Raw genomic sequence first — 22,733 nt, forward strand, 5'->3', positions numbered from 1 at the left:
TCGGGATCGTCGGTGCCCGCCGGTATGCTGGATTCCGGGGGCCGCGGCCACAAGATTCGCGGGCCACAAGATTCGCGGGCCGGAAGTCACCACCCCCGCGAGCCACAGACCACCGGACTCCGCAGGCCGCGAGCGTTTGGCGTGATCAGCCGAAGCCGCGGTCGTCCTGCTTCAGTGCTGTGTCGATCGCCAGGCCCGCTGCGACCACCAGGCTGGCGAGTGGGTTCTGCAACTGCCGGTGGATCTGCACGACGTAGTTGTCCGCCGTGGTGAACATGGTCTTGGCGAAGCCTTCCCAGGTCTTCGTGATCCGGGCGATCTCCTGGCCGGTGTGGTCGTGCACCATGAAGTTCCAGGCGCGCCAGTTCTCCGCACGGATTCCGCCGATCTGCTGGCCGTTGACGACGAAGGCGAAGTTGATCCTGCCGACCATGTTCTCCTGGAGGATCTCGCCGATTTGGTGGCCGTTCGGGTGTTCGACCACGATCCGGGACTTGAAGACCTTCGCGGGCCTGGTCAGCAGCAGCATCGGCTGGCCGTTGGCGTCACGCACCTCCAGCCGGTGCGTCATGAACTGGTCATAGCTCGTGAAGAACCGGACCGCCTTCTTCAGCGCGCTCTGGCCCACCTGGACCACCGACCCCAGCTGACGGCCGTTCTGGTCGAAGACCGCGTACTCGTTGGCCATCTCGATCAGCTTGACCTTCTGGTTCACCACGAGCACCGGCTCGGTGAACAGCGTCCCGCCACCTCCGCCCGCCGGGCCGACGCCTGCCTGCTGCTGGACCTGGTTCTGCACGCGCGACGGGTCCGGCTGCCCGCCCAGTTCCAGCTCCCACGGGCTGGCGTCCGTCTTCTGCTGGGTGTGGTTGGTCCACTGTGCACCGTCCCACCACCGCAGCACGGACGATCCCGGCCGCTCGGGGTACCAGCCAGGCGGTTGATGGCTCATCTGTGTCTCCCTCTCACGTGCGGCCCCGACCGAGACCTGCCTCCAGCCTGCGCAGCAGTCCAGGCGGCAACAGCCTGGTCACACCTACGAGGGCCTTGTACTGCCAGCCGGCGATGGACCGGATCCGGCCACGCGCCAGGTCGGCCATGCACTGGTCGATCACCTGGTCCGTGGTCAGCCACATCGGTTTCGGGATCGCCGACTTGTCGTCGCCGGCGCGGTCGTGGAACTCGGTACGGGTGAACCCCGGGCACAGCGCCATCACGCGCACGCCAGTGCCCTTCAGGCTCATCGCGAGGCCCTCGGAGAACGCCGTCACGTACGACTTCGTGGCCCCGTAGGTCGCGCCCGTCGCGGGGAAGAACCCGGCGATGCTCGACACGTTGATCACCGCGCCCCGGCCGCGCTCGACCATGCCAGGGATCGCCGCCCTGGTCAGCCGGAGCACGCTGGTCACGTTCACGTCCAACTGGTTCTGCAACCAGTCGACGGAGACGTCCTCGAACCGGCCCCGGGTGCCGAACCCGGCGTTGTTGACGAGGATGTCGACCGGACCGCCCGCGCTGAGCCTGCGCTCGACGGCCAGCCTGCCGTCAGCGGTCGAGAGGTCGGCGGGCAGCACCTCGGCTTCGACGCCGTACTTCGCCTTGACCTCCGTGGCCACCTCGTGCAGGCGTGGCTCGGTGCGTGCCACGAGCACGACGTGGTGACCGTCGCTGGCCAGACGGTGGACGAACGCGTTGCCGATCCCCGCGGTGGCGCCGGTGACGAGAGCAGTTGGCATGCGGCCAAGCTACTGGCCGGGGCGGCCAGGCGGGAGTTGGGCGGTGCTGTCCGACGGTTCGTCGTCCTCGAACGGGTCCACCACGTCGGCGACCTCGCCGAGGCTACGCAGCAGACGCTCGAGCCGGGACGGGTTGGCGTTGACGGGCGCCGCGGCGAGCACCCAGCCGTCCTCGATCCAGGCGACCATCACGTCCGGGCCGATTTCCTCGGCCGCGTCCACCAGGTCCGGCGTGATCAGGGCGCGGGCCCTGGCCAGGTCCGACACGAAGGCGTACCGCTGGCCGACCGGGCCGAGCAGTTCGGGCATGTGTTCCTGCTCGAATGGCACGCTCGGCAGCCACAGTTCCACCACGACCTCGTGTTTGCGGCGGCACTGCACGGCCGCGATCACCGCGCTGACGCGGCCGCCGTTGTCGAGGTCGAAGACGTAGACCCGGCGCCTGCCGTCGGCGGTGAAGGTCGAACCGGCCACCACGTCCCTGGCGATGCCGCCGCCGTAGTACGCCAGCGCGCCGCCGTCCCACTGGGTCGGCAGGACGTTGTCGGTCTCGGTGAACTGCCAGCCGCGTAATGCAGCCCAGCGCCGCCGTTCACGGTTACGGGAAGTCCGAACGGCACGGTCTCGAGCAAGCAGGGCAGCTCCACCGAGAGCCGCGACAGCGGCCACGGCGAACCAGACCCACGCGGGGATGCCCACCAGTCAGAGACTAGCGGACATCCCGCGGAAGGATCATTTGGCAGGAGCGCGTGTCCGGCACTGTGCCGGAAAGTGCGACTCGGGGTGCCGGAAAGTGCGACACACCGTGCCGCAAAGGTGGACACGGGGTGCCGCAAAGGTGGACACGGTGTTAGGAGGCGCGTCCGACGACCAAACTGGACGAGTCGTCGGCGATGTCCACGGTGACCCGGTCGCCGTCGGCGATCTCGCCGGCCAACAGCTTCTTGGCCAGTTGGTCGCCGATCGCCGACGAAACCAGGCGCCGCAACGGACGCGCGCCGTACACCGGGTCGAACCCGTTGAGGGCCAACCAGTCCCGGGCCGCCGCGGTGACGTCGAGGGTCAGCCTGCGCTGGGCCAGCCTGCGGCCGAGCCGGTCGATCTGGATGTCCACGATCGAGGTCAGCTCCTCGGTCGCCAGCTGGTGGAACACCACGACATCGTCCAGCCGGTTGAGGAACTCCGGCTTGAAGTGCCGCTGCACCACGGCCAGCACGGCGTCCTTGCGCTGCTGCTCGGTCAGCGACACGTCCGCGATCGCCTGCGAGCCCAGGTTGGAGGTCATCACCAGGATCGTGTTGCGGAAGTCGACCGTGCGGCCCTGGCCGTCGGTCAGCCTGCCGTCGTCGAGCACCTGCAGCAGCACGTCGAACACGTCCGGGTGAGCCTTCTCGACCTCGTCGAGCAGCACGACGCTGTACGGGCGCCGCCGCACCGACTCGGTCAGCTGGCCGCCCTGGTCGTAGCCGACGTACCCGGGCGGGGCACCGACCAGCCGGGCCACCGAGTGCTTCTCGGCGTACTCGCTCATGTCGATCCGGATCATCGCCCGCTCGTCGTCGAACAGGAACTCCGCCAGCGCCTTGGCCAGCTCGGTCTTGCCGACACCGGTCGGGCCGAGGAACAGGAACGAGCCAGTCGGCCGGTCCGGGTCCGCGACACCGGCCCGTGACCGGCGGACCGCGTCGGAGACCACCCGGACGGCCTCGGCCTGGCCGACGACGCGCTTGCCGAGCTCCTGCTCCATCCGCAGCAGCTTGGCGGTCTCGCCTTCGAGCATCCGGCCGGCCGGAATCCCGGTCCACGCGGACACGACCTCGGCGACGTCGTCCGGGCCGACCTCCTCCTTGAGCATCACGGACGCGGCCTTCGTGGTCTCGGTCGCGGCCTCGAGCTCCTTCTCCAGCGCGGGGATGCGGCCGTAACGCAGTTCGGCGGCGCGGCCGAGGTCGCCGTCGCGCTCGGCCCGCTCGGACTCGCCGCGCAGGGCCTCCAGCTGCTCCTTCAGGTCACGGGTCTTCTCGATCGAGCCCTTCTCGTTCTGCCAGCGGGCGGTCAGCGCCGACAGCGCCTCCCGCTTCTCGGCCAGCTCGGCCCGCAGCGCGGACAGCCGCTGCTTGGACGCCGGGTCCTCTTCCTTGGCCAGCGCCATCTCTTCGATTTCCAGGCGCCGCACGGCCCGCTCGACCTCGTCGATCTCCACCGGCCGGGAGTCGATCTCCATCCGCAGCCGGGACGCGGCCTCGTCGATCAGGTCGATCGCCTTGTCCGGCAGGAACCGCGCGGTGATGTACCGGTCGGAGAGCGTCGCCGCGGCCACGAGGGCGGCGTCGGTGATGCGGACACCGTGGTGCACCTCGTAGCGCTCCTTGAGGCCACGCAGGATGCCGATGGTGTCCTCGGCCGACGGCTCACCGACGAGCACCTGCTGGAACCGCCGCTCCAGTGCGGGGTCCTTCTCGATGTGCTCGCGGTACTCGTCCAGGGTGGTCGCGCCGACCATGCGCAGCTCGCCCCGGGCCAGCATCGGCTTGATCATGTTGCCCGCGTCCATCGCGCCCTCACCGGTCGCGCCCGCGCCGACGATGGTGTGCAGCTCGTCGATGAACGTGACGACCTGGCCCGCGGAGTCGGTGATCTCCTTGAGCACGGCCTTGAGCCGTTCCTCGAACTCACCGCGGTACTTCGCGCCGGCGACCATCGAGCCGAGGTCGAGGGCGACGACTCGCTTGCCGCGCAGGGACTCCGGCACGTCACCGGCGACGATGCGCTGGGCGAGGCCCTCGACGATGGCGGTCTTGCCGACACCGGGCTCACCGATCAGCACCGGGTTGTTCTTGGTCCGGCGCGACAGCACCTGCACGACGCGGCGGATCTCCGCGTCCCGGCCGATCACCGGGTCGAGTTCACCCTTGCGGGCGCGTTCGGTGAGGTCGACGCCGTACTTCTCCAGCGCCTGGTACGTGCCTTCCGGATCGGGGCTGGTCACCCTGGTGGAGCCGCGGACCTTGGAGAACGCCTCCTTGATGGCCTCGGGCGTGGCGCCGTGCCTGCGCAGCAGCTCGCCGACCGGGCCGCGCTCGTAGGCAAGGCCGTACAGCACGTGCTCGGTGGAGACGTACTCGTCGCCCATTTCGGTCGCGAGCTTCTGGGCCTGCGACAACGAGCGGGCTGTCTGCCCGTTCAGGTTCGGCGTGGACACCGTCGCGCCGGTCGCCGAAGGCAACGCGGCGACGATCTTCTCCAGTTCCTTGCCGATCACCGCGGGGTCCGCTCCGACCGCCGTCAACAGCGGCGCGGTCAGGCCCTCGCCCTGGGCGAGCAGGGCGGCGAGCAGGTGCGCCGGCGAGACGTCCGGGTTCCCGGCGACCGTGGCCGCCTGAACCGCGGCGGAGACCGCCTGCTGGGTCTTCGTGGTCGGGTTGAAAGCGTCCATCCCTCACCTCAGTACGCGTTGGTGCCCTTGTGCCAGCTTTCCGCAGAAGCCGTCATCATGCCTAACGTCAGAAAAGTTGAGCCTGTTCCGCTCAAGTCGAATTCACTCACACGTACCAACGTGGTTGTCCACAAGAAGTGCCCAGTTGTCCACAAACCGCAGGTCGCTATCCACAGCACGTGGACAAGGCGGGTGATCAACACCTGGGCAAGCCGCCGTCCGGGTGCACCCGGTCCCGACCTGCGTGACCTTGTCAGGTCGAGAGGCGGGCGCGGAAGGCGGTGTTGAAGCGGGCGAGGTGCTCGGTGGCGGCGGCGACCGCCTCGGCGTCCCAGTCGGCCAGCGCCTCGGCCATGGCTTCCACCTGGCGCTGACGCCACTGCTCCAGCACCTTCTCGCCTTCGGCGGTCATCCGCAGTAAGGCGGCACGACGGTCCTCAGGGGCGCGGCGACGCTCGATCAGGCCGAGCTTCTCCAGCTGAGCCGCCTGGCGACTGACCACGGACGCGTCGACGAAGCGCTGTTCGGCCAGGTCGGAGACGCGTGACTCGCCGCGATACGCCAGTTCGGCGAGGAGTTTGCCCGCACCGGGCTGCAGCCGGGTCTCCTCCCAGCTGCGCATGGTGGCGGCGTGCTGGATCTCCATCAGCGCGCGGACTTGCCGCAGCAGGCCGATGTAGTCCTCGGAAGTTGGCCGCATCGCCGCACCCCACCATTGGTTGTCTAATACAACTATACCAACGGCGAAACGGCCACGACCGCCCGCCGTGGCCGTTTTGTCAGGTGCGCGTCTACAGGTCCCGGTTGAGCTTGCCGAGCAGGGTGGAGAACGTGGTGATGTCCTCGGTCGGCCAGCTGTCGAGGATCGCGTGCAGCCGGGCGCGGCGGTCGGAACGGACCGTGTCCAGGCGTTGGGCGCCGACGTCGGTCAGCTGGACCAGCCGGGCACGGCCGTCGTGCGGGTCGGCGACCCGTTCGACGAGGTCCAGTTCTTCGAGCCGGGCGATCTGGCGACTTATCGTCGACTTGTCCAGGCCGGTGCGCTCGACCACGTCGGCCGCGCGGACCGGGCTGATGTCGCCGAGATGCAGCAGCAGGGCGTAACAGGCCGCGTCCAGCTCGGGGTGCACCCGCGCGGCCAGGCTCAGCGAGATGCTCCGAGCCCGGCCGAACAGCACGGACAGCTCGCGCTCCAGTGCTTGGGTCGCGGACTCCCGGTCGCCGGTCGGTTTCACAGGCTTGCCGTTCACTGCCCGGAAGTGTGCACCACCTGGTGCCACGGCTTCGGCGAGGCCTTCGCCCCGAAGTAGTCGCCACCCTTGCGTTTGACGTCGTCGGTGCCCCAGTCCCTGGTCCGGTCGACCGGCCGCAGGTGCGGGATGTGTTTGCGGCAGTGGATGTACGCCTCCTCCACCTCGACGACCACCCAGCGCTCGGGGATGCGGCCACGGTCGAAGTCGGACGGGATGCCGGGGTGACGCGCCCGGATGTCGGCGTCCTCGACGACCCGGGCCTTGCCGTTGACGTGCAGCCCGATCAGGTCGCGGACGAAGTCGACCATCAGGATGGCCAGGTGCGGGTTCTCGCTGACGTTGCCGAGACTGGCGTGCACGCCGTTGCCGCGGTACTCCGGGTAGGCGACGTGGTACGGGTCCAGGACCTGCATGAAGCCTGGCGGACCGGCGCGGAACGACGAGTCGCACTCGCCCTTGGCGTCGGCGCTGGCGATGAAGGCCATGTCCATCCGGCCGATGAACTCGATCATCGCCTCGTTGAGGTGGTCGAGCATCTGGTGGTCGTAGAACTTCTTGGCCCGGTCGCGGCTGCCGTAGGCGCACTGGAGCAGGTGCTCGCCGCGTGAGCCCGGTAAGTGATCAGACTCATGGTCGGCGAGTGGATCGGCGACTTCGGTGCGCACGACCGCGAGATTCGCTCGTGGGCGTGGTGATGGCTCCGCCAGTTCGAGGTCCAACAGGTGCGCCTCGGCGGTGCCGGTAGGGGTCGGGGTTGCGGAAGGCACGCGCGTAACAGTTTCATATCGGGGGGACGGGCGCCCAGTCCGCCCATCGGTTGTCGACCGGACGAGGTAATCGGAGGACATTTCGTCACGCACAACTACACGAAGGTGGCATCAAGGCCGACATCCCACGAGAATCGGGTTACTGTCCACCCTGTCGGGGGATGGATGCATGAGAAGACCGTGACGCCCATCAACATGTCCGAGCCAGAGGTTGGAGTCCGTGCCCCGACCATGACCGCAAACGCCGTAGTGAGTCCGATACCGCAGACACCGAAGTCCCCGGCCCCGGCGAGATCCATGGACGCCGCGTCCGGCGCGGCCGCGATGGTCCGCCTGACCAGGGAGAGCTGGGCCCTCGTCGAACCCAAGGCCGAGGAGGTCGCCAGGTTCTTCTACGGGATGCTGTTCAGCCTGTCACCCGACGCGCGGGACATGTTCCCGGCCAACATGGAGGTCCAGCGTTCCCGCCTGCTGCGGGCGCTGGTGCACATCGTGCAACTGGTCGACCGGCCGGACGACCTGCACCCGTTCCTCCGCCAGCTCGGCCGTGACCACCGCAAGTTCGGTGTGATCAGCGCGCACTACGAGGCCGTCGGCACGGCACTGATCGCGGCGGTGAAGAGATTCTCGGGCAAGGCCTGGACCAGCGAGATCGAGCTCGCCTGGGCCGAGGCCTACACGATCATGGCGCGCGCCATGCTGGACGCCGCGAACGCCGAGGACGGGCCCGCCTGGTGGCCCGCGACCGTCGTCGACCACCACCGGATCGGCTACGACCTCGCCGTGGTGACCGTCCAAACAGACCACCCGATGCCGTACCAGCCCGGGCAGTACGTGAGCGTGGAAACCCCGCACCGGCCGCGGCTGTGGCGCTACCTGTCGCCCGCCAACGCCCCACGCGAGGACGGGACCATCGAGTTCCACATCCGGACGGTCGAAGGCGGCTGGGTCAGCCGCGCGATCGTCGGGCACACGCGGATCGGCGAGACCTGGCGGCTCGGACCGCCGCTCGGCCGGATGCGGGTGGACCGTGAGACCACTCGGGACTTAGTCATGGTCGCCGGCGGGACGGGTCTCGCTCCCATGCGGGCGATCATCGACGAACTGTGCCACTGGGGCGAGAACCCGCGCGTTCACCTGTTCTACGGTGGACGCGTTCTGTCCGATCTGTACGACCTGCCGAACCTGCAGCAACTGGCCGCCACGAACCCGTGGCTGACCGTTGTCCCTGTTCTCGAGTCCGAACCGGACGCCACTGGGGCCGAACACGGGACGCTCGCCGACGTCGTCACCCGCTATGGCGCGTGGGCCGACCGGGACGTGCTGGTCAGTGGTTCGCCGGGGATGATCAGGTCCACTGTGTCGCGGATGCTGGTCGCGGGCACGCCGCTGGACCACATCACGTACGACCCGTTCACATTGGACTGAACGGGTCCGGACATGCGACCAGCCTCGACCCCCTCGTCCGCGAGGGTGGGGTCAAGGCTGGGGATCGGTGCTCGGGGTCAGCGGCGCGGCTGGGGGCGCCAGACCACCAGAGCGGTTTTCGGTTTGTGCACCGGCACCAGCTCGTGCCGGTAGGACTTGTGCACGGCCGCGGCCGCCTGTTCGGCCGCCGCGTAGGCCGCGGCCAGTTCGTGCGTGAGTTCCTCGACCCGCGCCTGGAGGGCGGTCACCTGGTTCTCCAGGTGGATGATCCGCTTGATGCCCGCGAGGTTCACGCCCTCCTCCTGGGAGAGGCGTTGAACCTCGCGCAGCACCGCGATGTCCCGCATGGAGTACCTGCGCCCGCCGCCCGAGGTCCGGCCGGGGGAGACCAGACCGAGGCGGTCGTAGCTGCGCAGGGTCTGCGCGTGCAGGCCGGACAGTTGCGCGGCCACCGAGATCACGAAGATCGGGGTGTCCTCGTCCGCGTTGGCCGGGAAGGGGACACCGCTGGGGAACGAGGGCATCACTAGTCGCTCCTCTGTTTCAGCATCGCGGTCAGCTCGGGCCTGGGGTCCTGGCCCGAAGTCGCCTTCGTGTACTCCTCCAGCGCGGCCTGCGCCTCGTCGGAGAGCTTGCTCGGCACCGAGACCTGCACGGTGACCAACAAGTCACCCGCGGCGCCGTCACGTTTGACGACACCCTTGCCCCGGACCCGGAACACCCTGCCATTCGCGGTACCCGGAGCCACCCGCAACGACACCTTGCCGTCCAGAGTGGGCACGGTCAGCGTGGTGCCGAGCGCCAGCTCCTGGAAGGTGACCGGAACGGTGAGGGTCACGTCGTTGCCCGAGCGGCCGAAAACGGCGTGCGGGGTGACGTGCACGCGCACGTACAGGTCACCGGCGTGCCCGCCGTTCTGGCCCGGCTCGCCCTGTTCGGCCAGCCGGATCTTCTGGTCGTCCTCCACCCCCGGCGGGATGCGGACGGTCAGCGTGCGGCTCTTGGTGCTCACACCGTCGCCGCCGCACTCGGGGCACGGGTCGTCGACGATGCGGCCGGTCCCACGGCAGTCCCGGCACGGCTCGCTGAACGCGAAAGCGCCCTGGCTGCGCGTGATCAGACCGGCGCCGTTGCACGTCGGACAGGTGCGCGGGCTGGTGCCCGGCCGGGCACCGTTGCCGTTGCACGTGCCACACGTGGACGGACTGGACAGTCGCAAGGGGACGGTCGCGCCACGGACCGCTTCCAGGAAGTCGATCCGCACCTCGGTGTCCACGTCCGCGCCGCGCCGCGGCCGGCCCGCGCTCGATCCCTGGCCGCGCCTGCCGAACAGGCCGCCGAGGATGTCGCCGAGCCCGCTGAAGCTGCCGGACGCGCCCTGCGCGTTGGCGCCGCCGAAGATGTCACCGACGTCGAACCCGCCGCTGCCACCGCCGAAGCCACGCAACCCGCCGCCGAACAGGCGGCGCGCCTCGTCGTACTGCTTGCGCTTCTCGGGATCACCGATCACGCCGTACGCCTCGGACACCGCCTTGAACCGCGTCTCGGCCTCGGTGTCACCCGGATTGGCGTCCGGATGCAGCTCCCTGGCCAGCTTGCGGTACGCCTTCTTGATGTCCGCGTCCGTCGCGCTGGACGAGACGCCCAGCTCACGGTAGAAGTCCTTGTCGATCCAGTCCCTCGCGCTCACCGGACGTCCCCTCCCTTCCCTTTTTCCGTGCTAGTTCCGATCCGCCGAGCCATCAGGCTGTTCCTCGGATGGTTCGACCCATTCCTGAGCCGGTGCCGCGGGCGCGCCGGGCTCGTGGTCGGTGACGGCCACCAGCGCGGGGCGCAGTGTCCGGTCACCGATCCGGTAGCCGCGGCGCAACACCGCGGTCACCGTCGGGCCCTGCACGTCCGGCGACGTGTCGTGCTGCACGGCCTCGTGCACGGACGGGTCGAACGGCTCGTTCTCGTGTCCGAACGGCTCCAGTCCGACGCGCTGCAGAGTGGCGGTCAGCTTGTCCGCCACCGCCTTGAACGCGCCGGTCAGGTCGCCGTGCGCGGCCGCGCGCTCCAGGTCGTCGAGCACCGCGAGCAGCTCGTTGAGCACCGAAGCCTTGGCGGTGGTGACCACGCTCTCGCGGTCCCGGTCCACCCGCTTGCGGTAGTTGGCGTACTCGGCCTGCAACCGCTGCAGGTCCTTCGTGCGCTCCTCGAGCTGCGTCTTCAGCGAAACCTCCTCGGAGACCATTTCCTCCGGGACGATCTCGGCCTCGACCTCGGGCGCCTGCCCGGTCTGCGTGGCGTCGTCCGACGCCGCGTGCCTGCCGCCCTCGGGGGCGCCCGTCTCGTCGACGGGCACCTCCTCGGTCACGGTCTTGACCTGACCGGTCTCCGGGTCGATCCGGCGTCGGTCGCGCACCACCACTCGCGGCTCCCCGGACTGGTCGGTCTCAGCGGAGTTGTTGTTGTCGTGCGGTCCCTGATCGGTCACTTCTTCTCGTCCTCGTCGACGATCTCGGCGTCAACAACGTCGTCCTTCGGCGGGGTGGCACCGGCGCCGCCGCCGGGCTGGCCGCCCTCGCCGCCTGCCGCGTTGGCGGACGCGTACATCGCCGCGCCCATCGCCTGCGACTCCTGCGACAGCTTCTCGACCGCGGCCTTGATCTTGGCCGTGTCCTCGCCCTTGAGCGCCTCGTTGGCCTCCGCGATGGCCGCGTTGACCTTCTCTTTGGCGTCGGCCGGGACCTTGTCCTCGTTGTCCTTGAGGAACTTCTCGGTCTGGTAGACCAGCGTCTCGGCCTGGTTGCGGGTCTCGGCCTCCTCGCGGCGGCGCTTGTCCTCCTCGGCGTGCGCCTCGGCGTCCTTGACCATCCGGTCGATGTCCTCCTTGGGCAGCGCCGAGCCGCCCGTGATGGTCATCGACTGCTCCTTGCCGGTGCCCAGGTCCTTGGCGGAGACGTGCACGATGCCGTTCGCGTCGATGTCGAAGGTGACCTCGATCTGCGGGACGCCACGCGGAGCCGGGGGCAGACCGGTCAGGTCGAACGTGCCCAGCTTCTTGTTGTGCACGGCGAACTCGCGCTCGCCCTGGAACACCTGGATGCCCACGGTGGTCTGGTTGTCGTCGGCGGTGGAGAAGATCTCGGACCGCTTGGTCGGGATCGTGGTGTTGCGCTCGATGAGCTTGGTGAACACACCACCCTTGGTCTCGATGCCCAGCGACAGCGGGGTCACGTCCAGCAGCAGGACGTCCTTGACCTCACCCTTGAGCACACCGGCCTGCAACGCGGCACCGACGGCCACGACCTCGTCCGGGTTGACGCCCTTGTTGGGCTCCTTGCCGCCGGTCAGCTCCTTGACCAGCTCGGTCACCGCGGGCATCCGGGTCGAGCCACCGACGAGCACGACGTGGTCGATGTCGCCGAGGTTGATGCCGGCGTCCTTGATCACGTTGTGGAACGGCGCCCGGGTGCGGTCCAGCAGGTCGGAGGTGATCCGCTGGAACTCCGCCCGAGTGAGGGTCTCGTCGAGGAACAGCGGGTTCTTGTCCGCGTCGACCGTGATGTACGGCAGGTTGATGTTGGCGCTGGTCGAGCTGGACAGCTCGATCTTCGCCTTCTCCGCGGCCTCCCGGATGCGCTGCAGCGCCATCTTGTCCTTGGTCAGGTCGATGCCGCTGGACTGCTTGAACTTGTCGACCAGCCAGTCGACGATCCGCTGGTCCCAGTCGTCACCACCGAGGTGGTTGTCACCGCTGGTCGCCCGGACCTCGACGACACCGTCGCCGATCTCCAGCAGGGAGACGTCGAAGGTACCGCCACCGAGGTCGAAGACCAGGATGGTCTGTTCCTTCTCGCCCTTGTCCAGGCCGTAGGCCAGTGCTGCCGCGGTCGGCTCGTTCACGATCCGCAGCACGTTCAGGCCGGCGATCTGGCCGGCCTCCTTGGTGGCCTGACGCTGGGCGTCCTCGAAGTAGGCGGGGACGGTGATGACGGCGTCGGTGATCTGCTCGCCAAGGTACGACTCGGCGTCGCGCTTGAGCTTCATCAGCACGCGCGCGGAGATCTCCTGCGCGGTGTAGCGCTTGCCGTCGATCTCATCGGTCTTCCAGTCGGAGCCGATGTGCCGCTTGACCGAGCGGATGGTGCGGTCCACGTTGGTGACCGCCTGGTTCTTCGCCGGCTGGCCGACGAGCACCTCGCCGTTCTTGGCGAAGGCGACGATGGACGGGGTCGTCCGCGAACCCTCGGAGTTGGCGATGACCGTCGGCTCACCGCCTTCGAGAACGGCGACGACGGAGTTGGTCGTCCCCAGGTCGATGCCGACCGCTCGCGCCATGAAATCCTCCCGGTAGTGTTGCTGCTTCGCCTTGAGCGTGTGTGGCTCAAGTCTGCTACCGAGAGTCTGCGCCGGTCAAATCAGACTTGAGCGAATGCCGCTCAACCTTCCTGACAGGCCAACGAGCGGGGTGCGGGATTTGTTCCCGCCGGGTCAGGCGGCGCGGTAGCCGACCTCGATGTCGCCACTGCTGGCTTCCAGATTCAGCACGTACTGCGACTGCGGGCTGGTGTCCACGCTGATCCTGCGCTCGCCACTGTCGGTGCTCACGTCTGCCCGGTACAGCTGGCCGCGCGGGACCGTGACACGGATGCCGCCGCTGCTCGCGACCACCTTGACGCTCTGCGGCACCGCCATGTCGACCCGGACGTCACCGGACGAGCTTTCCACCGACGTCCTGCCCCCGACCCCGACGGCGTTGACCTCGCCGGACCGGGACAGAACGGTGAGGTCACCCTTCACGTCGGTGACGGACACGTCGCCGGAACTCGCCTCGACCACGGCCGACTGGCCAAGCCCGGTCAGCTCCGCCCGGCCGGAGCTGACGTTCACCGTGACGGGGCCCGGGACATCCCTGACCCGGACATCGCCGGACCCGGCCCTGACCCCGACCTCGGCCATGCCGACGACCTCGACCTCGCCGGACCCGACCTCCCCCATCACCTTGGCCGCGGTGGGCAACGTGACCTCGTAGTCGATCGAGCAGTTGCGCTGCTCGCAGTCCTCAAGCACCAGCGTGTCCCCGTCCACGCGGTGGGTCTGCCCAGGTTTGTCGTCGCGGTAGTAGACGGTGCGCCGCACCGACGCGGTCGCCCCGGCCCGGATCCGCACGGCCCCCGAACCGTTGTCGATCCGGACCGACGCGACCTGCTGCGTGATGTCCGTCGTATCGCTGAAGTTCTGCGACGACATCCGGAAACCATCGCAGCCGGACAACAGGAGCGTGCCCGCGCCGATCGCGCAGACCCCCAGCACAACACGACGAGACATGACCATCTCCTGCTCCCCATCCGCGTCCGAACGACGTTCCGAACCTATTGAGGCGGCGAACCGGCGGCATCCGGGACCACCCGGAGCCCACCCCGGGTCGCCGACCCTGAGCGGACCGTCGGCAAGGAAACTACGCGTCAGGGTCCCGGCGCGCGCTGGAGTTGGCTTCCGTTCCGGCCGTGGTGCTGGCCCTACCCCCGTTCGGATGAGCGCCCATGATCGCGGCTCGAGCCCTCGCTCCAGCGGATTCCCCCGTCCCCCAACAGTCTCCCCGCCGATTCCCGCAGCCGTCCTCCGCGCCGCGTTCCGCCCCTTGACCAGCCCCCACCGCTCCCGGGGGGCGACCCCGTGGCCAGTCTACCGGGGGTAAGGGCTGGTCATGGGGGTTACTGGCTGGTTGTGACAACTGGATTTGTGGACGGACCGTTGGTACGGACACCTTGCGTTGCGGACAAGCGTGCCCGCACCACGGGCGGGCGGTATCTCGGCTGGAGCCGGAATGCGACCGGGCCTCGGGGCACGGCACGGCCACAAGAGCACCCTCGAAACCTTCGCGGCGGCGCGACCGAACGCCAGCGCCGGAATCAGGAGACTCCGGCGGAACCACCTCCGCTACCTCGGGCGGCGACGGGTCGGGGCGCGGCCGTGCGGCTGGCGTGGGGCTGGGTGGTCGGGGGTGGCGGGGATCGGGAGGATCACGGGTTCCGTACCGAGGGTGAACGGGTCGCCATGGTGCGTCAGTTCGAGTGGTTCGCCCGCGTGCAACCGGTAGGCCGCGCGTTCCGGGCGGATCTCCACCGCGATCTTGCTGCCGCGGAAGGTCATCCGGAAGGCGATCTTCGTCAGTTCCGGTGGCAGGCGCGGCGCGAAGGTCAGGTTGCCGTGGTGGTCGCGCATGCCGCCGAAGCCCGCCACGACCACCAGCCACGCACCCGCGAGCGAGGCGATGTGGAGTCCGTTTTGGACGTTGCCGTGCAGGTCGTGCAGATCTGTCAGTGCCGCTTCGGCGAAGTAGTCGTAGGCCAGTTCCAGGTGGCCGACTTCGGCGGCGATCACTGCCTGTGTGGACGCTGACAGGGACGAGTCGCGGACTGTCAGGGCCTCGTAGTACGCGAAGTCGCGGGCTTTCTGGTCGGGGGTGAACTCGTCGCCGCACAGGTGCAAGGCCAGGACCAGGTCGGCCTGTTTCACGACTTGCTTGCGGTACAGGTCGAAATACGGGTAGTTCAGCAACAACGGGTAGTTCTCGTCCGGAGTGTTGCGGAAGTCCCAACGCGCATGGCTGGTGAAGCATTCGGACTGGGGGTGTACGCCGAGGTCGTCGTCGTACAACACGACCATGGCGTCGGCGGCGTCGCGCCAGCGGGACGCTTCCTCGGTGTCCACGCCCAAGTCGTGAGCCAGTGCGGTGTTGGCTTCGACCATGGCCGCGGCGGCGCGCAGGTTACGGCGTGCCATCAGGTTCGTGTAGACGTTGTTGTCCGCGACGGCCGTGTACTCGTCCGGGCCGGTGACGCCGTCGATGCGGAAATTGCCGTGGGTGTCGTGGTGGCCGAGGCTCATCCACAACCTCGCGGTCTCCACAAGCATCTCCAACGCGCACTCGGACTCGAACGACTTGTCCTGGGTGGCGTAGAGGTAGCGCATGGTGGCGTCGGCGATGTCGGCGTTGATGTGGAACGCCGCCGTGCCCGCGGGCCAGTAGCCGGAGCATTCGTCGCCACTGATCGAGCGCCACGGGAATGCGGCGCCCTTCTGGCACAACGTTTCCGCCCGCGCCCGCGCTTTGTCCAAAGTGGAGTGACGCCAGCGCAGCGCGTCGCGGGCCGCGTCCGGGATCGTGTACGTCAGCACCGGCAGCACGAAGGTTTCCGTGTCCCAGAAGGCATGGCCGTCGTACCCGGGACCGGTCAGGCCCTTGGCCGGGATCGCCCTGGTCTCACCACGGGCACCGGCCTGCAACACGTGGAAGAGCGCGAACCGCACCGCTTGCTGAAGTTCGGCGTCGCCTTCGATCTCGATGTCGGCGGTGTCCCAGAACTCGTCGAGGAAGGCTCGTTGTTCGGCCAGCAGTCCTTCCCAGCCGGTCTGCAGCGCACCGACGAGCGCCGCCTCGACCTGTGACCGCAGCGCGGGTGAGGACCGCTTGCTCGACCAGCCGTACGCCAGGTATTTGGTCAACGTCAGCTTGCTGCCCTTGGGCACGTCGGCCGCGACGGTGAGCCGGGCGAGATCCTCCTCCGCCTTGATCTCCGTGCGGATGTTGTCCTCGTCGAGGAACAACTCGTGGTCCATGGCCGCGGCCATCCGCAGTCCGGACGCGCGTGTGTGGTGCGCCAGCACCGCGCGGTAGCTGCCCCGCTCGGCGAACGCGTCGTCGCTGATCAGCGGGTTGTCCAGAGCGGCCGCGACCCGCGGGTCGTCGGTCCTGGTGGTCACCGGTTCGTTGGCGAGCAGGTCCGACTGGACCACCAGCTGGATCTCGTCGTCCAACGGCTCGACGGTGTAGTTGATCGCGGCGATCGCACGCTGGGTGAAGGAGACCAAGCGCTCCGACGTGATCCGCACGCGACGACCGGTCGGGGAGACCCATTCGGTGCGCCTGCGCAGGCTGCCGGAGCGGAAGTCGAGCACACGCTCGTGCCGCGGCGCGCTGCCGTAGCGCATGTCCAGCGGCTCGTCCTCGACGAGCAGGCGGATGATCTTGCCGTCGGTGACGTTGACGACCGTCTGCCCGTCCTCCGGGAAGCCGTAGCCCGCCTCGGCGTACGGCAGTTTCCGTCGTTCGTAGAAGCCGTTGAGGTACGTGCCGGGCAGGCCGCGCGGTTCGCTTTCCTCGAACGTGCCCCGCAGTCCGATGTGACCGTTGGACAGCGCGAACGTGGATTCCGTACGCCGCAAAGCGTCCAGGTCAAGTCCCTGCCAGCGCAGCTGCCACGGCGAGATCTCGTAACTCGGCTTGTCCATCAGGCCTCCAGCAGCTGCGCGAGGTCGGTCACCACGATGTCGGCGCCGTGCGCGCGCAGGGCATCGGCCTGGTTCGCCCGGTCGACTCCGACAACAAACCCAAACTTCCCATCTCGCCCAGCCTGTACACCTGACAGCGCGTCCTCGAAGACCGCGGTCTCGGCCGGAACCACACCCAAAGCCTTGGCACCGGCCAGGAACGAGTCCGGCGCCGGCTTGCCACGCAGTCCTTCGGACACGATCGTCACGCCGTCGACGCGCGCCTGCACGAACGGAGTCAGGTCGGCGGCGTCCAGCACGGCGGCGCCGTTCGCCGACGAGGTGACCACGCCGATCCGCAGGCCGGCGTCCCGGGCGGCTTCGAGGTATCGCCGCGAACCGGGGTACGGCCGCACGCCCTCGTTCTGGATGATCGACAGCAGCAGCTCGTTCTTCCGGTTGCCCACGCCGTTGATCGTCTCCGCGGACGGCGGGTCGTCCGGACCGCCTTCCGGCAGGGTGATGCCGCGCGACGCGAGGAACGTCCGCACCCCGTCGGCGCGCGGCCTGCCGTCCACGTAGTCCAGGTAGTCCTGTTCGGTGAAGGGGCCCTGCCCCTGCCGACCGGCCAGGAAGTCGTCGAACGTCCGCTTCCATGCCTGCCTGTGCAGCTCGGCGGTCCCGGTCAGCACGCCGTCGAGATCGAACAGCAGGGCCTTGATCGCTTCCGGCAGTCCTATCACCCGTTCGAAACTACCGGTCCGGGCCGGTTCTCACCGGGTGGCGGCGTCGGCGATCTTCACCACGATTCCGGGCTGTCCCTCGGTGGACTTGGTGGTCACGTTGGCCGAGTAGGCCGCCTTACGCGCCAGGTCACGGGTGGCGAACACGCCGCTGGAGTAGCCGTACCTGCTGCCGGTCTTGCCCCACATGGTCACGCCGTTGAGCGTGATGGTCTGCAGTCCCTGGCTGTACATGGCCGGTCCACCGTTGTTCACGGTGTCGACGTCGGGCACGGCGAACAGCCGGTCCATCATGGCCGGACCGAGCAGGCGGCCACGGAACAACGCCGTTATGAACGTGTCGAGGTCTTCGGCGGTGGAGATCATCCCGCCAGCCGCCCACGGGATCGACTGGTTCATCTCAGTCACGTCCACCAGCTTGTCCTTGACCGTGATGTAGCCGCGTGCCGCCGGGTTGGGCAGGTGCGGGTCGTTTCCGGGCGCGTAGGTGTGCCGCAGGCACAACGGCTGGGCGATCCGCTCACGCACGGCACGCTCGTAGCTCTTGCCTGTGACCTTCTCGACGAGCATCCCGGCCACGATGTAGCTGGTGTTGCTGTACTTCTGCGCCGTTGCCGGCGTGAACTCGTGCGGGTGCTTGGTCGCCGTGGCCAGGACCTGCGCCGGAGTCCAGCTGTCGAACCGGTGGTCCACGACGTACTGCGGGTCGGCCATCTCCGGGATGTCGATGTGCGGCAGGCCCGAGGTGTGGTCGAGCAGGGTGTACACCGGGATCGGCGGATAGGCCGCCGGCAGCACGCCGGGCAGGTACCGCTGCACGGGCTGGTTCAGGTCGATCCGGCGCTCCTGCGCCAACTGCAGCACCAGCACCGCGGTGAAGACCTTGGTGGCACTGCCGATCCGGAACGATCCACGCGGATTGACCGGAGCGTTGGTGGTGATGTCGGAAACGCCCGCGGTGCCGCTCCATCTCCCGGCCGATCCGGTGATCCGGACCAGCGCGCCGGTCGTGTCCGGGTTGGGTAAGCCCGAGATGGACGCTTCCAGCAAGGCCGGCTTCAGCGGCGGCAGAGTGGCGGCCTGCGCGGGCAGGGCGGTCACCGCGACGGCGGCCGCGGTGGCGAGGGCGACAACGGTTTTGCGCATGCGGTAGAGCTTTTCGGCTCAGCGGCGGCACGCCATCCGGGCTGAACCCTGGCTGATCAAGATCAGGGTTTCGAGGGTCGCATCAGGTATGCGACCACGGGTTCGAGCTCGGCCACCGTGGGTGGTTCGTCGTCGATCAGCCCTTGCATCAGCAGGCCGTCCATCCCGGCGAGGAACGCCCGGAAGGCGACCTCGTCGTCGTGCTGCACCAGGCTGGTCAGCACGTCCAGCCACAGCCGGGCCGCGGGGCGCAGCGCCGGATTGCGCGCCGCGAACAGGTAGAGCTCGTACTCGGCCATGGTCCGGCCGCGCTGCGGGCCGAGCGACTCGACGATCATCTCGGCGACCTCGCGGGCCCCCTGACTTCCCCTGATCCTGGCCCGTTCGACGAGGTCACGCACTGCTGTGCTGAATCCTCCGGCGCACCACGTGAGCGTCGCCGTGAGCAGGTCCTCGAGGCTGGAGAAGTGGTACGTCGTCGACGTCGTCGGCACTCCGGCCTCTTTGGCGACCGTCCGGTGGGTCACGCCGGCCACGCCGTCGCGTTCGATCACGCGCAGGGTCGCCTCGATCAGCTCCTGCCTGCGGCGATCACCCCGGGCCTTGCGGCCGTCCGGCTGCGTGATCAGTGCGCCCTCCCGAGTTCGAGCATCACGACGCCGCCGATGATCAGCAGCAGTCCGCCCGCCATCGTCCAGTTGACCGGTTCGGAGAGGAACAGCGCCCCGATGACGGCGACTGCCGCGATGCCCGCGGCCGCCCAGATGGCGTACGCGACCCCGACCGGGAAGCCGTCCTTCAGCAGCTTGGCCAGCACACCGAAGGCGATGAGGTAGCCGACGACGACCACGACGGACGGCAGCGGCTTCGAGAAGTTCTCGGAGAGCTTCAGCGAGACCGTGGCGGCGACTTCACCGGCGATGGCGATCGCCAGTAGCAGGTAAGGCGGCATACGGCCAAACTAATGGGACGATAGTCCCAATACCAGGTCAATTTGAGCGATCCAGATCACGTGCCACTGGTTACTGGCGAGTAACCCTGGTTACCGTCGGCGCCATGACAGGCTTGGGGCTGATCCTCGGCATCCTCTGCGTGCTGCTGACCGCGGTCGCGGTCGTCATGACGACCATGACCGTGCGCCGCATGCTCGCCACGATCCGGCTGGGGCAGCCGGACCCGACCCGCAACGGCCCCTTCGGCCGCCGTGTCCGCGTCATGCTCAAGGAAGTCCTCGGGCACACCCGGATGCTGAAGTGGAGCCACATCGGTGTGCTGCACTGGTTCGTGATGGCCGGGTTCGGCGGGCTGATCCTGAGCGTCGTCGCCGCGTACGGCGAGGTGTTCGTGCCCAGCTGGGACCTGCCGGTGATCGGCCACTGGGGCCCGTACAACCTGTTCGTCGAACTGCTCGGGCTCACCACAGTGCTGGGCATCCTCGGCCTGGTCTACATCCGGCTGAGCAACCACCCGCGCTTCAAGGGCCGCAAGTCGCGGTTCATGGGCTCACGGATGGGCCGCGCGTACTTCGTCGAGGCGATCGTGCTGATCGAAGGCCTCGGTGTGATGGGCATCCGCGCGGCCAAGTACGCCGCCGGCTACTTCGACGTGCCGACCTGGTCGGCGCCGGTGACCAAGCTGATCGGCTCGGTGCTGCCCGCCGAGCCCGCGCTGGTGTCGGTCTTCGCGGCGATGAAGATCTTCTCGGCGATGGTCTGGCTGATCGTGATCTCGCTGAACACCACCATGGGTGTGGCGTGGCACCGGTTCACCGCGTTCTTCAACATCTACTTCAAGCGCGAGGAAGGCGTCGCGCTCGGCGGGCTGAAGCCGATGATGAGCGACGGCAAGCCGCTGGACTTCGAGGAGGCCGACCCGGAGAAGGACGTCTTCGGCGCGGGCCGGGTCGAGGACTTCTCGTGGAAGGGCTGGCTGGACTTCACCACGTGCACCGAGTGCGGCCGCTGCCAGTCCCAGTGCCCGGCGTGGAACACCGAGAAGCCGTTGTCCCCCAAGATGGTCATCACGCAGCTGCGGGACCACGCGTACGCCAAGGCGCCGTACCTGCTCGCCGGTGGGCGCCGCGACATGGCGGGCGAGGAGATCGGCCTCGACTCGCACGCGGGCATCGACGTGCTGGCGTTGGCCGAGTCGGAGAAGGCGCTGGTCGGCGACGTCATCGACCCGGACGCGCTGTGGTCGTGCACCACGTGCGGCGCCTGCGTCGAGCAGTGCCCGGTGGACATCGAGCACGTCGACCACATCGTCGACATGCGCCGCTACCAGGTGCTGATCGAGTCGAACTTCCCGGCTGAGCTGAACGGGATGTTCAAGAACCTGGAGAACAAGGGCAACCCGTGGGGCCAGAACGCCAAGGACCGGCTGCAGTGGACCGAGGACCTGGACTTCGAGGTGCCGGTCTACGACGGCACACAGGACTTCGAGTACCTGTTCTGGGTCGGCTGCGCCGGCGCGTTCGAGGACAAGGCCAAGAAGACCACCCGGGCGGTCGCCGAGCTGCTGCACATCGCGGGCGTGCAGTACGTGGTCCTGGGCTCGGAGGAGGCGTGCACCGGTGACCCGGCCCGCCGCGCGGGCAACGAGTTCCTGTTCCAGATGCTGGCGCAGCAGAACGTCGAGATCCTCAACGGCGTCTTCGAGGACCGCAAGGTCAAGAAGATCGTGGCGACCTGTGCGCACTGCTTCAACACGCTCGGCAACGAGTACCCGGAGCTGGGCGGGCAGTTCGAGGTCGTGCACCACACGCAGCTGCTGAACCGCCTGGTGCGGGAACGCAAGCTGGTCCCGGTCGCGCCGATCGCCGAGGACGTCACGTACCACGACCCGTGCTACCTGGGCCGTCACAACAAGGTCTACGAGGCGCCGCGTGAGCTGATCGAGTCGTCCGGCGTGTCGATGCGGGAGATGCCGCGGCACGGCGACCGCTCGATGTGCTGTGGTGCCGGTGGCGCTCGCATGTGGATGGAGGAGCGGATCGGCAAGCGGATCAACGTCGAGCGTGTGGACGAGGCCCTCGGCACCGCGCCGACGAAGATCGCCACCGGTTGCCCGTTCTGCCGCGTGATGCTCAACGACGGCCTGACCCAGCGCAAGAGCGACGGCCTCGCGAGCGAGAACGTCGAGGTCGTGGACGTGTCGCAACTGCTGCTCACGGCCGTGAAGCGCGGCATGCCGCAGCCGCGGAAATCGGGTGACAGCGTTCCTACAGTCAGCTAGGTGACTACTACTGACACGCAGCACTGGGAATCGCAGGCCGCCAACTGGGTGGAGTGGGCCCGCAAGCCCGGGTTCGACGCCTATTGGCATTACCGGGAACGGTTCTTCGACCTGATACCCCCGCCCGGCGGGGTGACCCTCGACGTCGGGTGCGGCGAGGGTCGCCTCACCCGGGATCTGGCCGAGCGCGGGTACGACGTGACGGGCGTCGAGCCGGCGCCGGGGTTGCTCAAGGCCGCGCAAAAGACCGATCCGGACGGCAGGTACGTCGCCGGGGAGGCCAAGGACCTGCCGTTCGGCGATTCCTCAGTGGACTTGCTGGTTTCGTACAACGTGTTGATGGACGTCGACGACCTCGACGGCGCGCTCACCGAATTCGCCCGGGTGCTCAAGCCGGGCGGGAGACTGGCCATCACCATCGTGCACCCGGTGGCTGACTCGGTCGGGTTCGACAAGGACGATCCCGAGGCGCCGTTCGTCATCGACGCCTCCTACCTCAGGACTCAGCCGTTCAGCGCAGTGGCCACCCGCGACGGCGTCACGATGCACTTCAGCGGCTGGCACCGCTCGATCGGCACCTACTGCGACGCCCTGTACCGGGCGGGCCTGCTGATCGAGACGATCCGTGAGCCGATGCCGCACGACGACTCGCCCGCGGACGAATGGGACCGGTGGCGCAGGCTGCCGATGTTCATGCACATTCTCGCAACCAGGCGCTAACCACCTAG

Annotated in this window: 20 protein-coding genes; 3 read left to right on the plus strand and 17 right to left on the minus strand. The window is 68.4% G+C overall.

Going from position 1 to position 22,733, the window contains the following annotated elements; genetic code table 11:
* Positions 1–145: 145 nt before the first annotated feature.
* The 7 genes from GC106_RS05310 to GC106_RS05340 all read right to left on the minus strand — a co-directional run bounded on the left by GC106_RS05310 (position 146) and on the right by GC106_RS05340 (position 7,192).
* Positions 146–952, minus strand: coding sequence for an LURP-one-related family protein (locus tag GC106_RS05310; RefSeq protein WP_173125015.1), 807 nt, complete (start codon positions 950–952; stop codon positions 146–148).
* A 13-nt stretch (positions 953–965) separates the two neighbouring features.
* Complete coding sequence (locus tag GC106_RS05315; protein WP_173125017.1) at positions 966–1,736, minus strand: SDR family NAD(P)-dependent oxidoreductase; 771 nt, start codon at positions 1,734–1,736, stop codon at positions 966–968.
* 9 nt (positions 1,737–1,745) lie between these two features.
* On the minus strand, positions 1,746–2,435 hold the full coding sequence (locus GC106_RS05320; RefSeq protein ID WP_173125019.1) for a TtfA family protein: 690 nt from the start codon (positions 2,433–2,435) through the stop codon (positions 1,746–1,748).
* A gap of 151 nt (positions 2,436–2,586) precedes the next feature.
* Positions 2,587–5,172: an ATP-dependent chaperone ClpB gene (gene clpB, locus GC106_RS05325; protein ID WP_173125021.1), complete on the minus strand. Its 2,586-nt coding sequence runs from the start codon at positions 5,170–5,172 to the stop codon at positions 2,587–2,589.
* A gap of 253 nt (positions 5,173–5,425) precedes the next feature.
* The gene (locus tag GC106_RS05330; protein ID WP_173125023.1) at positions 5,426–5,872 is read right to left on the minus strand and encodes a MarR family winged helix-turn-helix transcriptional regulator; all 447 of its coding nucleotides are present in this window, start codon (positions 5,870–5,872) and stop codon (positions 5,426–5,428) included.
* 91 nt (positions 5,873–5,963) lie between these two features.
* Complete coding sequence (locus GC106_RS05335) at positions 5,964–6,422, minus strand: MarR family winged helix-turn-helix transcriptional regulator (RefSeq protein ID WP_312872441.1); 459 nt, start codon at positions 6,420–6,422, stop codon at positions 5,964–5,966.
* A complete protein-coding gene (locus tag GC106_RS05340) occupies positions 6,419–7,192 on the minus strand; it encodes a pyridoxamine 5'-phosphate oxidase family protein (RefSeq protein ID WP_312872442.1) in 774 nt (257 codons plus the stop codon). The genes GC106_RS05335 and GC106_RS05340 overlap by 4 nt, the downstream gene beginning before the upstream one ends.
* Before the next feature lie 324 nt (positions 7,193–7,516).
* On the opposite strand from GC106_RS05340, the gene GC106_RS05345 reads away from it, so the two are divergent.
* Positions 7,517–8,620 carry an FAD-binding oxidoreductase gene (locus tag GC106_RS05345; RefSeq protein WP_246364977.1) on the plus strand — a complete coding sequence of 368 codons (1,104 nt, stop codon included), beginning with the start codon at positions 7,517–7,519 and terminating at the stop codon, positions 8,618–8,620.
* Positions 8,621–8,697: 77 nt separating this feature from the next.
* Here the strand turns inward: GC106_RS05345 and GC106_RS05350 are convergent, their stop codons facing one another.
* From GC106_RS05350 to GC106_RS05395, 10 genes are all read right to left on the minus strand, one after another.
* Positions 8,698–9,144 carry a heat shock protein transcriptional repressor HspR gene (locus GC106_RS05350; protein ID WP_173125029.1) on the minus strand — a complete coding sequence of 149 codons (447 nt, stop codon included), beginning with the start codon at positions 9,142–9,144 and terminating at the stop codon, positions 8,698–8,700.
* Between the two features lie 2 nt (positions 9,145–9,146).
* Complete coding sequence (gene dnaJ, locus GC106_RS05355) at positions 9,147–10,310, minus strand: molecular chaperone DnaJ (RefSeq protein ID WP_173125031.1); 1,164 nt, start codon at positions 10,308–10,310, stop codon at positions 9,147–9,149.
* Between the two features lie 30 nt (positions 10,311–10,340).
* Entirely contained in the window at positions 10,341–11,099 is a 759-nt protein-coding gene (gene grpE, locus GC106_RS05360) for a nucleotide exchange factor GrpE (RefSeq protein WP_173125033.1), read from the minus strand.
* A complete protein-coding gene (gene dnaK, locus GC106_RS05365; protein WP_173125035.1) occupies positions 11,096–12,946 on the minus strand; it encodes a molecular chaperone DnaK in 1,851 nt (616 codons plus the stop codon). Before dnaK ends, grpE begins: the two co-directional genes overlap by 4 nt.
* Before the next feature lie 153 nt (positions 12,947–13,099).
* Entirely contained in the window at positions 13,100–13,936 is an 837-nt protein-coding gene (locus tag GC106_RS05370) for a DUF4097 family beta strand repeat-containing protein (protein ID WP_173125037.1), read from the minus strand.
* A gap of 612 nt (positions 13,937–14,548) precedes the next feature.
* On the minus strand, positions 14,549–16,903 hold the full coding sequence (locus GC106_RS05375; RefSeq protein WP_173125039.1) for a glycoside hydrolase family 65 protein: 2,355 nt from the start codon (positions 16,901–16,903) through the stop codon (positions 14,549–14,551).
* Positions 16,903–17,625, minus strand: a complete 723-nt coding sequence (locus GC106_RS05380; protein ID WP_173125041.1) for an HAD family hydrolase — start codon at positions 17,623–17,625, stop codon at positions 16,903–16,905. Before GC106_RS05380 ends, GC106_RS05375 begins: the two co-directional genes overlap by 1 nt.
* 30 nt (positions 17,626–17,655) lie before the next feature.
* Positions 17,656–18,771: a serine hydrolase domain-containing protein gene (locus GC106_RS05385; protein WP_173125043.1), complete on the minus strand. Its 1,116-nt coding sequence runs from the start codon at positions 18,769–18,771 to the stop codon at positions 17,656–17,658.
* Between the two features lie 62 nt (positions 18,772–18,833).
* A complete protein-coding gene (locus GC106_RS05390) occupies positions 18,834–19,400 on the minus strand; it encodes a TetR/AcrR family transcriptional regulator (RefSeq protein ID WP_173125551.1) in 567 nt (188 codons plus the stop codon).
* Positions 19,397–19,723 (minus strand): DMT family transporter, encoded by a 327-nt coding sequence (locus GC106_RS05395; protein ID WP_173125045.1) that lies wholly within the window; start codon positions 19,721–19,723, stop codon positions 19,397–19,399. Before GC106_RS05395 ends, GC106_RS05390 begins: the two co-directional genes overlap by 4 nt.
* Before the next feature lie 104 nt (positions 19,724–19,827).
* Here GC106_RS05395 and GC106_RS05400 point away from each other — a divergent pair, with 104 nt between their 5' ends.
* Positions 19,828–22,005 carry a (Fe-S)-binding protein gene (locus GC106_RS05400; protein WP_173125047.1) on the plus strand — a complete coding sequence of 726 codons (2,178 nt, stop codon included), beginning with the start codon at positions 19,828–19,830 and terminating at the stop codon, positions 22,003–22,005.
* Complete coding sequence (locus GC106_RS05405) at positions 22,006–22,725, plus strand: class I SAM-dependent methyltransferase (protein ID WP_173125049.1); 720 nt, start codon at positions 22,006–22,008, stop codon at positions 22,723–22,725.
* Positions 22,726–22,733 lie beyond the last annotated feature (8 nt).

Origin of the sequence: Kibdelosporangium persicum (assembly GCF_013280595.1) — a bacterium.
Classification (GTDB): domain Bacteria; phylum Actinomycetota; class Actinomycetes; order Mycobacteriales; family Pseudonocardiaceae; genus Kibdelosporangium; species Kibdelosporangium persicum.

Excerpts from the sequence above, each read along its gene's own strand:
- dnaK (WP_173125035.1), bottom strand. The coding sequence starts at position 12,946 with ATGGCGCGAGCGGTCGGCATCGACCTGGGGACGACCAACTCCGTCGTC.
- GC106_RS05315 (WP_173125017.1), bottom strand. The coding sequence starts at position 1,736 with ATGCCAACTGCTCTCGTCACCGGCGCCACCGCGGGGATCGGCAACGCG.
- GC106_RS05400 (WP_173125047.1), top strand. The coding sequence starts at position 19,828 with ATGACAGGCTTGGGGCTGATCCTCGGCATCCTCTGCGTGCTGCTGACC.
- GC106_RS05310 (WP_173125015.1), bottom strand. The coding sequence starts at position 952 with ATGAGCCATCAACCGCCTGGCTGGTACCCCGAGCGGCCGGGATCGTCC.
- GC106_RS05350 (WP_173125029.1), bottom strand. The coding sequence starts at position 9,144 with ATGCCCTCGTTCCCCAGCGGTGTCCCCTTCCCGGCCAACGCGGACGAG.
- GC106_RS05330 (WP_173125023.1), bottom strand. The coding sequence starts at position 5,872 with ATGCGGCCAACTTCCGAGGACTACATCGGCCTGCTGCGGCAAGTCCGC.
- GC106_RS05395 (WP_173125045.1), bottom strand. The coding sequence starts at position 19,723 with ATGCCGCCTTACCTGCTACTGGCGATCGCCATCGCCGGTGAAGTCGCC.
- GC106_RS05385 (WP_173125043.1), bottom strand. The coding sequence starts at position 18,771 with ATGCGCAAAACCGTTGTCGCCCTCGCCACCGCGGCCGCCGTCGCGGTG.
- GC106_RS05375 (WP_173125039.1), bottom strand. The coding sequence starts at position 16,903 with ATGGACAAGCCGAGTTACGAGATCTCGCCGTGGCAGCTGCGCTGGCAG.
- GC106_RS05370 (WP_173125037.1), bottom strand. The coding sequence starts at position 13,936 with ATGTCTCGTCGTGTTGTGCTGGGGGTCTGCGCGATCGGCGCGGGCACG.
- GC106_RS05345 (WP_246364977.1), top strand. The coding sequence starts at position 7,517 with ATGGTCCGCCTGACCAGGGAGAGCTGGGCCCTCGTCGAACCCAAGGCC.
- clpB (WP_173125021.1), bottom strand. The coding sequence starts at position 5,172 with ATGGACGCTTTCAACCCGACCACGAAGACCCAGCAGGCGGTCTCCGCC.